The 12,266-nt window shown below is 67.1% G+C and carries 8 protein-coding genes; all 8 read right to left on the reverse strand.

The window, feature by feature from the left end; all coding sequences use genetic code 11:
* Positions 1–2,815: 2,815 nt before the first annotated feature.
* The 8 genes from HKD39_RS17465 to rho all read right to left on the reverse strand — a co-directional run bounded on the left by HKD39_RS17465 (position 2,816) and on the right by rho (position 11,834).
* Positions 2,816–3,151, reverse strand: coding sequence for a hypothetical protein (locus tag HKD39_RS17465; protein WP_171201159.1), 336 nt, complete (start codon positions 3,149–3,151; stop codon positions 2,816–2,818).
* 345 nt (positions 3,152–3,496) lie between these two features.
* Positions 3,497–4,951 (reverse strand): DUF6297 family protein, encoded by a 1,455-nt coding sequence (locus HKD39_RS17470; protein ID WP_171201160.1) that lies wholly within the window; start codon positions 4,949–4,951, stop codon positions 3,497–3,499.
* Complete coding sequence (locus HKD39_RS17475; protein ID WP_343074763.1) at positions 4,948–5,529, reverse strand: ABC transporter ATP-binding protein; 582 nt, start codon at positions 5,527–5,529, stop codon at positions 4,948–4,950. The genes HKD39_RS17470 and HKD39_RS17475 overlap by 4 nt, the downstream gene beginning before the upstream one ends.
* 248 nt (positions 5,530–5,777) lie before the next feature.
* Complete coding sequence (gene prmC / locus HKD39_RS17480; RefSeq protein WP_171201162.1) at positions 5,778–6,665, reverse strand: peptide chain release factor N(5)-glutamine methyltransferase; 888 nt, start codon at positions 6,663–6,665, stop codon at positions 5,778–5,780.
* Positions 6,658–7,752 (reverse strand): peptide chain release factor 1, encoded by a 1,095-nt coding sequence (prfA, locus tag HKD39_RS17485; protein ID WP_171201163.1) that lies wholly within the window; start codon positions 7,750–7,752, stop codon positions 6,658–6,660. Before prfA ends, prmC begins: the two co-directional genes overlap by 8 nt.
* Positions 7,753–7,882: 130 nt before the next feature.
* Positions 7,883–8,095, reverse strand: coding sequence for a 50S ribosomal protein L31 (gene rpmE / locus HKD39_RS17490; protein WP_171201164.1), 213 nt, complete (start codon positions 8,093–8,095; stop codon positions 7,883–7,885).
* A gap of 339 nt (positions 8,096–8,434) precedes the next feature.
* The gene (locus tag HKD39_RS17495) at positions 8,435–9,415 is read right to left on the reverse strand and encodes a type IV toxin-antitoxin system AbiEi family antitoxin domain-containing protein (protein WP_171201165.1); all 981 of its coding nucleotides are present in this window, start codon (positions 9,413–9,415) and stop codon (positions 8,435–8,437) included.
* 271 nt (positions 9,416–9,686) lie between these two features.
* Complete coding sequence (gene rho / locus HKD39_RS17500; RefSeq protein ID WP_171201166.1) at positions 9,687–11,834, reverse strand: transcription termination factor Rho; 2,148 nt, start codon at positions 11,832–11,834, stop codon at positions 9,687–9,689.
* Positions 11,835–12,266: the final 432 nt, after the last annotated feature.

A 12,266-nucleotide genomic window follows, 5' to 3' on the forward strand; every position in this document is an offset into this window, starting at 1 on the left:
ACAGCCGGCTGCACTACCAGCCACCCGCCGAGTACGAACAAGCCCACTACGATCGACTACTGACCGTGCTCCAACCAGAGCCGGCCCACACAACACGACCGGTACCAAACCCGTGACGCTTCATCGGTCACGTCGAGGTCTTTCGGATGGATGGCGTAGGAACCTCCATCGTCGGGAGACCTCGACGTCTATCTGCGGACCGACGCGCCCGGCCGACCTACACCCTCATCTGGGAAGAGCCAGTTTGTTGATCGAACCACCGATGACCAGCCCTCCGCCGACGAACACGATCCCACGATTAGGAATAATGGGCACCTTGGTCATCACATCTGCCTCCTTGCACGATCAAGTCGCGTCCTAGCAGCGTCGCGAGCCTGGCGGGTACTTGCCAACGGTGAACTTGTAGTAGTTGCAGTTGCCCACTCCCACAGTCTCGCACTGATTCTGTCCGGGAATCGGATCCAGCGCGCGATCGGGCCTGCTGCACCAGCAGGTGACAGTTCTAGTCACGCGGCCAGGCTGGCCCCTTGCTTGTCTTCACAACCAAACACAATCACGCGTTGGCCGCCCTGACCTGCGACAACACGCCCAGAACCCGATCTACGGCTGTAGTACTAGAAACCCTCCCGCCGCCATCACAACGGTCCCTGAGATCGCCCGCTTCAGTGTCCGCCGCCGGAGCTCTTCACGTTGCACCTCTCTCCAGATTCACGGTTGCATCCACTTCCCGGCTGTCTATACCACGGCAGGTCGAGTTTCCGTCCATCAAGGCTCCAAGACCGCTTTGCACCTTCCCTCTTGGAATCAAAAGGAAACTGACACATGAACTGGTCATGTATCGAGAGCCATACTGATCCAGCCCGTGCAGCGAGTAGACCACTTTCCATGCGTCGCACCCTATTTCATGATTTGAACGAAGCAACGGTCTCATCGGCGGCTTGGAACCCTTCACCCCGTAATACCCATGTGGCATAGGCCTCAACAACCTCCCGCCGCACCCGCTGCAACTCGCCCCGCTCATCGGCATCAATCGCCGGCCCAGCAACTGCTCACCCCACACCGATCCCGGGCGACCTGCGCGATCGTCCGACCAGTGTCACCAAATGCGCATGAATGGCGGAGGTTCTCCTCAGCTACCGTGTCGCGTCCGGACTTGCTCTCACCACAGCTACGGCCCTGGCGATGGCGAGGCCGCACGCGACCCAGACAAGCCACAGATTCGAGGCGATGCCGTCGCGCACAAGACCAACGGCAATAGTTGCCACTCCGGCAGCTAGGACCACCCAGGCCAAGACCTGGGCCGCGCGCAGCCAATGCACGCTCTGCAGTACCACCAGGATCGCACCGCACACCGACAGCACCCTGGCTATCGAGGTCCAAAAGACAACCGCTGGTGGCCCCTGCCAGGGCAACGTCACCGCGACAAACCAGATGGAGAATAACTGCAAGCTCAACCGCTACTTTGGCGTTGCTCTTGCTCCGCCGCTTCTCCACAGCAACGTTCCTCCCATCGTCATGCTTCCCGATGCGAGCTCGGGATCAGTGTTCAACACCCGCGCCTGCAACGGCGTGTACAACCCAGCCGACCCCGTCGCACCCGGAACCACGCGACCCACAACCGAGAGCCGCAACCCGTATGAGAGCGGCAGAGAACCTGGGGCGCTCCAGCCCGATGGTCGGTCTCACACCGGTGGTGCAGGAGATGGGCCCAACGAGGCGGGCCAACTACATCGGGACACGACGACGGGTCCGACAAGGCCGCCGCATTTTTCAGGAAATCACGATCCATCCGCAACCCAGCGACCTCCCGCCGCAGCCGCTGCAACTCGGCCCGCTCATCGGTATCAACCGTCGGCGGAGGATCGGCCATCCGCGGCCCTCTTACCGGCCATCCACCGACCCAACAACTGCTCACCTGCACCGATCTCCAGAGCGACCTCCGCGATCGTCCGACCAGTGTCGATCACCAAATGCACAACATCCTATAGGCCCACCGTAGCGCTCAAGGGGGCGGTTCGCGTCCGCCTTCCTTCTGACTGCCTGATCGCTTGCGGGCGATTTCCCATCCCCCGGCGACCGCGAAGCCGCATCCTAGCCAAGCAAGCCATGCTCTCGATCCGAGTCCGACATTAAGTATCCCGAAGACCGCAACTGCTGATGCCACGACGATTGATCCCCATGCCAATGTTCTGGCGAACCGCGGCATTGCTGTGGCGGTAGCCATAGCAACCACGACCACGAGAATGACTGCCTTGCTACCGTAAAACCAGGGTACTACCACTGCAGCACATTCCCACGGAAGCGCCCCAGCAAGCATGAGAAAGCTTATAATCTTCGCTCGCCGCGCTAACACTTGATTCAACCCGGGGTGTTGGGCTTCCGACTCTTCCGACTGATAGTTCCTATTATTACCGTTACACATACTGATCAGCAGCCCGTCGCGAATGAACCGACACTGGTGATAATCGCCCAACGCGCTACTTTCGTAGTTCTCCCGAACGCCTTCACGAGATTCCAGCCCGCCGTCCACACAAACACGAAGCCTCCAAGGAACATACTTGCTTAACACCGTACTGATTGTACCAACAACCGTTTCCGGCAGGTTGGCACATGGACTGCTTCGAACACTTCGCATACGTAGTTCTTTTAGATTTGCGCCTCTTACCGTCTAAACCGACGGTGTCGATCGGATCTGACGGTGGGGACTGTCCGGGAATCGGTGTAACTGGCCCGATGGTCGGTCTCACACCGGTGGTGCAGGAGATAGGCCCAACGAGGCGGGCCGACTACATCGGGCCACGACGACGGGTCCCGACTAGGTAATCGTGTAGATTACCGGGTTTTTGAGGTCGGGAGAAAGACCAGCCAAGAGCTCGTTGTCGAAGTTGGGATCGCGGTGGTCCGGATACTCCCCAATACCGGGCTCTGTGGAGCTAATGAGCTGAACCACCGCGACGCCACCAATCTCCTCCACTAAAACCTTGTTAATGCCAGGGCGTTCATCCTCATAGAGGCCTTCGAGAATCTTGTCGTACACGATACTGCCGATCCCGTCCTCGATTGCCATTTCTTGCGGTACAGTAACCAGGTACTGGTCTCGACGAGTTATTTGCACATGAAAACGAACTTGTGGTTCTTCATCCCGTTTCATCCCACAGACTTCTTTCTTGAATGCCGGTTGCGCCGCTTGAGGCTAGATCATGCCAATCGCTTCATGTCACCACTTTCCAGATGATCCCCCGCCCCCACCGAAAAGCAAAAATAATAAGGGCGGATCCAAGCCGGTTCCTGCCACCCCCACAGGCAGCAGGGACAGTCGAACGCATCGCCCAACGGCTTGAATCCAGCAGAGCAAACCACGCCGCAACCAGAAACACAAATAACGAATACATCACGGGGGTCCACCGGACGATTCCTGGCACAGATCGCTTACCGGAAACGGCATTTCATCGATTCCGACTTCCGCGTGACCGATGGGTCGCCCGACCCACTGGCGTCAACCGAGCACCGCCGAAGCGATGACGGCCTGGCCGATGCCGACCAGCACCACCAGCAGCCCGCCGCGTCCGAGCGCCCAGACCACCTGTGGCTGCACCATGCCGAAGCCCGACTCGTAGATCGGCGAGGTGTAGTCCGGCTCAGGACGCTTGGCCTGCAGCAACACGAACAGCATGGCGGCCGGCGGCGTCAGCGCAAGCACCGGCAGCAGCGCCGGTCCGGCTGCGGGAATGCATAACGCCGTCCACAGCAGCGCGACCACAGCGGGCAACAGCAGGTGCGGCCAGCGCACAGACCAGGTGCTACCTCCCAGCATCCGTTGCAGCGCAGCAGATCTGGTCACAGCGCGCAGGCCGACCGCGGCGGACGAAGCGGCGAGCACACAGCCGACGGTGGCTGCCGTCGGCACCCCCACCGCGCCGATCAGCATCAGCACTCCGTACGGCAGCGCCAGCGCTCCGGCGGCCAACAGGCAGGCGCCAGGGAACCGACGGTAGCGCCGCACGTCAACGGCCAGCAGCGCCCCGACCCGCGACGGCGGCAGCGGACGCCAGCGCACCGAACCGATCCGCTGGGTGCGACGGTCGATCATCACTCCCGACAGCATCGACGGATCGAGGAACGCGCCGGACGCCTGCGCCGCCGTCACCAGCTCGCCGGCCACCGACAACTCCTTGCGCGGCAACCGATCCAGCCCCCGCCAGGCCGCCCACCCGGCCGCGCCGGCCAGCAGCGCAAGGCCCGCGATCACCACCACGACCAACGACCAACCCGTCACCACCGGCAACGCCCAGCCGAAAACGCGCGCCAACAACGCGGCAGCGACCAGCGCGCCGGCCACCACCACCAGCACCGGGAGCACCATCCGAAACCGTGGAAACTCCTGCGCCAGCACGGCTATCGCCACCAACACCGCGCCGAGGAGGCCGCCGGCGGCGGCTGCCCACAGGTAGTCGACCAACACCCCGCCGCCCGCGAAAGCCGCTCCGGCAACCGCCAGCAAGGCACCGACCGGCACTCCCAGCGCGACGATCACCAGCATGGCCCTTGGCAACACCAGGCGCCGCGAGATCGGCGCGGTCAGCAGCAGGCTGGCGGTGGCCCGGCCGGCGGCGATCGGGCCGAAAGCGCGGAGCAGCGCCAGCAATCCCGCCGCGATCGCCGTCGCCAAACCGGCGACAGCCCAACCCCTGACCGGATCGGGTTCCGGCGCCCACACCATCATCACCCCGGCGATCAGCTGGCCGAGGTAGCCCAACGGCAGCAACACCGCCAGCACCGCCGTCACCCCGTCGACCGAACGTTCCCGGCCACGACGACGGTCCCGCCGAATCGATCGCAGCAGCCGCAGCGTCGCCCGGCTGGCCTTGTAGTCCGCGCTGTCCGGCGACCCACCTGCGGCAGCGGACTCGACGGCGGGCTCCGGAGCGCTACCGGCGCACGCCGCCGTCATGCCGCGAACCCCAGGTCGATCACCCGGTCGGCCACCCCGTCCACCAGTGCCCGATCGTGCGACACCAGCAGAATCGCTACACCATCGGCCTTTTCAGCGATCAGCCGACGCGCGAGCCAGCTCCGACCCTCACCGTCAAGCCGCTGTTCCGGTTCGTCCAGCACCAACACCCGGCGCGGCCGCACCAACGCCAGGCCCAGTGCCAGCCGGCGCCGCTGCCCCTGCGACAGCGTCCCCGGCAGCTGTTCCCACTGCTCCAGCAGGCCGACGTCGATCGCAACCTCACCGGCCACCTGGTTGGAATCGGCCACCCCGTGGGCAATCGCCACCAGGTTCAGGTGCTCGCCGACGGATAGCTCGGCAAAGAAGTCCGTGTCGTCGCCGACCGTGGCGACCGCTGCTCTGCTGCGCGGGTCGGTGTCCACCATCGGCCGGCCGTCCAGCCACACCCGACCGCCACCGCGGTCCTGCAGGCCCAGCAGACACCGGATCAGCGTGGACTTCCCGCTGCCGTTCGGCCCGACAACGGCGACCGCCTCACCGGCCGACAGCTGCACCGACACCGAATCGAGGATCACCCGAGATCCGTACCGGCAGTGCAGGTTGTCCGCACTGACCACCACGTCACCGGTCGCCGCCGCGACCTCCGCAACCTGCGGCCCGGCTGAGCCCGACGCTGGATCTGGCCCTTGGACCGATGCCGGGTTCGAATCCGACGCTGGTTCCCAATCCGCTTCGAGGTCGGACGGCACGCCCGAATTCCCATTGTTCCCCGACATACCTGGTCAACTACCCGGCAGTGGCGCAGGTTCCCGCGGGAGGCGGGTCAGGTGGTGTGCCGACGCAGCGACACCCTGGTGGCGGTGACGAAACGCGGTCGCCCGGCCAGGTCGTCGTGGTCGGTGACGTCGGCAAACAGCTTGCGGGCGGCGAACAATGCGGGCACCGACTCGCCCTGGGTGTCGTCGTGCTCCAGCGCCAGCACCGCACCGGGGTGCAGCAGCGTCGCCAGCACCGACACCAGCGGACGGATCAGCGCCAGCCCGTCCGGGCCGGCGAACACCGCCTCGGCCGGATCGTGCTCGGCCACCTCGGCCGGCACCGGCGTGCCGTCGGGCACATACGGCGGGTTGACCAGCGCCAGATCGACCTGCCCCTCGACATCACCGAGCACCCTGGCATCGAGCACGTCACCGCCGCGCAGATCGATACCGGCACCACCGGCGTCCAGCTGCTGCTCGTTGTTGCGGCGCGCCCAGGCCAGCGCACCGGCCTGCTGCTCCACCGCTATCACCCTGGCGTCCGGTCGGGCCGCCGCGACGCCGAGCGCCAGCGCTCCGGAACCGGTGCACAGGTCGACCACCAACGGATCGCGCACGTCGGCGATCGCGGCGAGGCCCCACTGCAGCAGCAGCTCGGTCTCCGGGCGCGGCACGAACACCCCGGGCCCGACAGCTATCTGCGCGCCACCGAACGGCACCGACCCGAAGATGTGTTGCAGCGGAACGCGTTGCGCGCGACGGTCAACATAGCTGAGATATTCGTCGGCCCACGACGGCGACACCAGCGGGGTCAGGTAGAGCCTGGTCCGGTTGACGCCGAGCAACCAGGCAGCCAGCTCTTCGGCGTCCACCTTGGGAGTGGGAACACCGGCCGCGGCCAACTGATCGGTGGCGCGCCGCACCACCATCCGCAGCGGCGTGGTGTCAGCCATCGGTGCCCTCGCCGCCGGCCGCGGCCAGCCGCTGTGCCCGGTCGGCGGACTCCAGCGCGTCGAGCACCGCGTCCAGATCACCGTCGAGCACCGCGTCGAGGTTGTAGGCCTTGTAACCGACCCGGTGGTCGGCGATCCGATTCTCCGGAAAGTTGTAGGTACGCACCCGTTCCGAGCGGTCGACGGTGCGGACCTGGGAGCGGCGGGCGTCGGCCTGCGCCGCCTCGGCCTCTTCCCGAGCGGCCACCAGCAGCCGAGACCGCAGGATGCGCAGGGCCTGTTCCTTGTTCTGCAGTTGCGACTTCTCGTTCTGGCAGCTCACCACGATGCCGGTGGGCAGGTGGGTGATGCGCACCGCGGAATCGGTGGTATTCACCGACTGCCCGCCCGGCCCTGACGACCGGAACACGTCGATCCGCAGCTCGTTCGGATCCACCGTGACGTCGACGTCCTCGGCCTCGGGGGCGACGAAAACCCCGGCCGCCGAAGTGTGGATGCGGCCCTGCGACTCGGTGACAGGCACCCGCTGCACCCGGTGCACGCCGCCCTCGTACTTGAGCCGGGCCCACACGCCGTCCGGCGGTGCCGGGTTGCCGCGCGCCTTCACCCCGACGGTGACCGAGGTGTAGCCGCCCAGCTCGGATTCGGTGGCGGACAGGATTTCGGTGGCAAAGCCGCGCCTATCCGCATAGCGCAGATACATGCGCAGCAGGTCGCCGGCGAACAGCGCCGATTCCTCGCCGCCCTCACCGGCTTTCACCTCGAGGATGATGTCTTTGGCGTCGTCCGGATCGCGCGGTGCCAGCAGCTCGGCGAGCTCGGCCTCAAGGGTGTCGACCCGCTCGGCGAGCTGCCGGGACTCCTCGGCGAACGAGGCGTCCTCGTCGGCGAGCTCCCTGGCGGCACCGAGATCGGCCCTGGCGGAATCCAGCGCGGTGATGGTGTTGATCACCGGGGTGAGCTCCGCGTAACGGCGACCCAACCGGCGGGCCGTGTGCTGATCGGCGTGCACGGCCGGATCCGCCAACTGCTGCTCAAGCTCCCGGTACTCGGACAGCAGCGCGGAGTGCGCGGCGGCAGTGGTCATCACAGCTCGATTCGATGGATGGGGACGTGCAGGGTGACGCGGGCACGCACTCGGCCAGGTGCCGGAGGTGCGGCCCAGCAAGCAAAACGGCGCCCGCCGGCCGAAGCCGGGCGGGCGCCGCAAGAACCGGTTAGCGGTTGCGCTTGCCGTAGCGAGCCTCGAAGCGGGCGACACGGCCGCCGGTGTCGAGGATCTTCTGCTTGCCGGTGTAGAAGGGGTGGCAGTTGGAGCAGACCTCGACGTTGATGTGACCGGAGGTCTCGGTGCTGTGCGTGGTGAAGGTGTTGCCGCAGCCGCAGCTCACCTGCGTGGTGACGTACTCGGGGTGAATACCGCTCTTCATCGTGGATCCTTTCGAGGGCTCCGGGTCGGCCGGCCCGCCTGAGGCGGTCACCGTTGCTGCCGTGAACCGGTGCCGGGATGGGGGTTGACGTGCGCCGAAACCCGTGTTTCAGCGCCGATCCAGTGTGCCATGGCTGGCCACGTGAGTGTTAACCGGCGAGCCCGCTGCCGTATTCCGAATCCAGTGCCCGCGCGCCCGGGCGCCCGGGCGCCGGGGTATCCGGAGCGTCCGAGGCGTCCGAGGCGTCCGGGCGCATCACAGCTGAGTTCGCACGTCACAGCCCGGTTGGTTGACGAATCCGGCTGTGATGCGCGAACTCGGCTGTGAGCTGCCCCGACCTCACAGCTCAAGGGGGCGCCAGGGCAGCGGCCGCCAAAAGCCACGCGGTTTCGGCGCACCGCGGCGGGACGCCAGCATGCGGACAGCCCGCTCCACCAACCGTCTCGGTGACGCCTGATCCTGACGCTGGATCCGCAGCACCAACCAGCCGAGCTCGGTGAAGGAATCCTGCCGGTACTTCTCGTCCATGATCACCGTGCTGAGGTCACGCTCTCCGCGCAGTTCGCGGTACTTCCCCTGGCCGTCGTACTCCCACAGCAACCCGGCCTCTTCGATCATGCCGTCGGCGCGCCCGACGAAGCGCCGCTGCTCATCGAAAACCTCCACCTGCGCTTCGCTCGGCGGCAGCCCGGCCTCGGCGAAGACCACCCGTACCCAACTCTCCGGTGGGCTCTCGGCGCGGCCGTCCACCAGACGCAGCGCGCGCCGGGCCGCCGCGATGCCCGGCCGCCGGTCTTGGCGACCGAAGTGCTCGATCAGCGCGTCCGGCCGGCACAGCCCCGAATGCAGCGCGGCATCGGCGACCGTCACCGCCGTCAACAACGGGGCGGTTCTGGCGACGTCCACCAGGGTGCGAGCGGGGGTGGTGATGCGGGCCGGGCCGATGGCGGTGCTGACGGTGGTGACCTCGTCGTCCGCGAGTTGCGCGGTGTGCACCCATAGCCGCGGCTCGCGCCGGCCACCGCCGCGCCGGCTCCGGGTGAGCTGCACCTGAGCGGTATTGGTGCCCTGCGCCAGCGGCAGCCCCCAGACGGCGGCTGCGGAGAGATGGCTGAGCACCGATGCGTTGGTGCCGTGCGCCACCGCCAGCGACCGGCTGACGAATGCCTCCGACTCCCAGACCGCGGGTACCGGAACCCGATACACCCCGGGCGTCACCGGTTCCAGCTCGCCCCTGCGCAGCCGGGTGCGGATCTCGGCGTCGCTGAAACCGTTGGCCAGCAACGAGGTTCGGGTCACCAACTCGGCGGCAGCATCCACCCGTCCAGCATGGTCACCAGCTGGTCATCGCACAGCTGCCGACCGCAGATTGTGGATGAATGGGCGGATGGAGACGGCGCCTGTGGACAACTCGGCAGCGCATCCCGTCCGCCGACCTCACAGCTGAGTTCCCGCATCACAGCCCGGTTAGTTGACCATTCCGGCTGTGATGCGCGAACTCGGCTGTGATGTGCCGCGGGCTGACGCTCCGGACGACGCGCCAACGCCGCCGGGGACGCCGGCAAGCCGGGGACGCCGGCAGGCCGGGAACCTAGTCGCGTTCGGTGCCAGGGGTGTTCTTGGCGACCTGCATCAGGAACTCGATGTTGCTGCGGGTCTTGCGCAGCCGCTCCAGCACCAGCTCGATGCCCTGCTGGGTGTCCAGCGCGGACAGCACCCGCCGCAGCTTCAGCGTGATGGCCCGCTCGTCCGGGCTCATCAGCAGCTCTTCCTTACGAGTGGACGAACCGTCCACGTCGATCGCCGGGAAGATGCGCTTCTCGGCGAGCCGGCGGTCCAGCCGCAGCTCGGCGTTGCCGGTGCCCTTGAACTCCTCGAAGATCACCGTGTCGCCGGCCGACCCGGTCTCCACCAGGGTGGAGGCGAAGATGGTCAGCGAACCGCCGTCCTCGATGTTCCGGGCCGCACCCAAGAAACGCTTCGGCGGGAACAGCGCGGTGGAGTCGACGCCGCCGGACAGGATGCGCCCGGACGCCGGGGCGGCCAGGTTGTAGGCGCGGCCCAGCCGGGTGATCGAGTCCAGCAGCACCACAACGTCTTTGCCCATCTCGACCAGGCGCTTGGCCCGCTCGATCGCCAGCTCGGCCACCATGGTGTGGTCGGACGGCGGCCGGTCGAAGGTGGACGCGATCACCTCGCCCTTGACGCTGCGCTGCATGTCGGTGACCTCTTCGGGCCGCTCGTCCACCAGCACCACCATCAGGTGCACCTCGGGGTTGTTGACCGAGATGGCGTTCGCGATGGCCTGCATGATCATGGTCTTGCCGGCCATCGGCGGTGCCACGATCAGCGCCCGCTGGCCCTTGCCCACCGGCATCACCAGGTCGATGACGCGGGTGGTCAGCAGGTGCGGCTCGGTCTCCAGCCGCAGCCGCTCGTTCGGGTACAGCGGGGTCAGCTTGGTGAACTCAGGACGGTCCTTGAGCTGCTCGGGCGGCAGCCCGTTGACGGTGTCCAGCCGGACCAGCGCGTTGAACTTCTGCCGCTGCTGCTCGCCCTCGCGCGGCGCCCGCACCACGCCGGTGACGTGGTCGCCGCGGCGCAGCCCGTTCTTGCGGACCTGGCTCAGCGAGACGTAGATGTCGTTCGGGCCCGACAGGTAACCGGAGGTGCGGATGAACGCGTACGAGTCGAGCACGTCGAGGATGCCGGCCACCGGCAGCAGCACGTCGTCCTCGCGGATCTCGGTGTTGCCTTCGTCGCCGCCACGGTCGCGCCCGCGCCGGTTGCGGTCGCGGTAGCGGTTACGACGACGGCCGCCGCGGCCACCCTCGTCGTCATCGCGCCGGTCGTCGCGGTTGCGGTCGTCCCGGTTGTTCTGGTTCTGCTGATTCTTGTTCTGACCGCCGCCCTGGCCCTGCTGGTTCTGATTGCCCTGCTGGCCCTGGCTCTGCTGGCCGGAATCGGTGTTGTCGCGATCCCTGCGGTTGCGGCGGTTACGACGGCTGCGGCCCTCGTTGCCGTCGCCCTGCCCGTCGTTCTGCCGGTCCTGCTGGCGGTCGTCCTGCCGGTCTTGCCGGCGATCATCCTGCTGCCGGCCCTGCTGGCGGTCGTCCTGTTGCTGGTCCTGCTGGCGGTCCTGCCGGTCGCGCTGCCGCTGCTCACCGGACTCGGCGGCTTCACTCGAGCGGCCGGCATCCGAGCGCCCGGCATCCCGGGTGATCGCGCCGTTGCTGGAATCAGCGGAACCGGAATCAGCGGCTGCGCCGTTCACCGAACCGTTGGACGCCGGCTCTGCGCTGCCGTCGAACAGCGCATCGCCGGCCGGCGCGCCCTGCCTGCGGCTGGCCGCCCGGCGCCGCGCCGGGCGCTCGGCACCACCGTCACCAGCACCATCAGCCGCGGCGTCGGCAGCAGCACCCCCGGCCCCCGCACCCCCGGCGGCGGCCGTGCCGGCGGCAGCGCCGTCGGTCGGCGCTCCCCCGGCGGAACCGTTCGCGGCGCCGGACCGGGCGCCCCGGCTGGTGGTGGCTGCGGCGGAACCACCGCCATCGCCGTTGAACTGGCGGGCGGTGATAGCGGCGACCAGGTCGCCCTTGCGCATGCCGGAGAGTCCCTTGATGCCCATGGAGGAGGCCATGGCCTTGAGGTCGGCCAGCACCATCTTGTTCAGCGCGCCGGGGCCGACTGCCCCTTTGCCGCGCGAGGTGTTGTCCAACAGCTCCGTGGTGTCGCTCACGAAGTTCCTTCCTGCCCGGCCGTTTCGGCCGGTGTGGGATTTGCCGCCAGAACTGACGGCGTCGACAACCGGACCGGTGTGGTCCGGCGGAGGAAATCAAGCCCCCGGTGATCACCTGCCGGGTGTGGTCCGCCCGGCGGTCCCGTCGCCTCGCGGCGAGGGTGAGATCGGAGCGGTGCGGTTGTTCGATCAGAGCATCCGGGTATCGGAACTCTGCGTGAACTGTGATGGTGAACTGCCCGACCGTATCCAGCGGTCTCGCCGCGCGGTGACGTTGCAACGAATTCGCTGGGAAAGCACTATCCGGCGGCATACCAGCCGCGGCCGGATCGGCAGAAATCACACCGTTTGCGGTCACACTCCGTCGGTGATCGTTGCCTAGTCTACCGTCCCCGCGACAGCGGGGGCAAACAACCCGCAGGGCGCGCCGCG

Source organism: Nakamurella aerolata (assembly GCF_013002705.1).
GTDB lineage: Bacteria > Actinomycetota > Actinomycetes > Mycobacteriales > Nakamurellaceae > Nakamurella > Nakamurella aerolata.

Coding starts and splice junctions, on each gene's coding strand:
- HKD39_RS17465 (WP_171201159.1), bottom strand. CDS start 3,151: ATGAAACGGGATGAAGAACCACAAGTTCGTTTTCATGTGCAAATAACT.
- HKD39_RS17470 (WP_171201160.1), bottom strand. CDS start 4,951: ATGACGGCGGCGTGCGCCGGTAGCGCTCCGGAGCCCGCCGTCGAGTCC.
- prmC (WP_171201162.1), bottom strand. CDS start 6,665: ATGGCTGACACCACGCCGCTGCGGATGGTGGTGCGGCGCGCCACCGAT.
- prfA (WP_171201163.1), bottom strand. CDS start 7,752: ATGACCACTGCCGCCGCGCACTCCGCGCTGCTGTCCGAGTACCGGGAG.
- rpmE (WP_171201164.1), bottom strand. CDS start 8,095: ATGAAGAGCGGTATTCACCCCGAGTACGTCACCACGCAGGTGAGCTGC.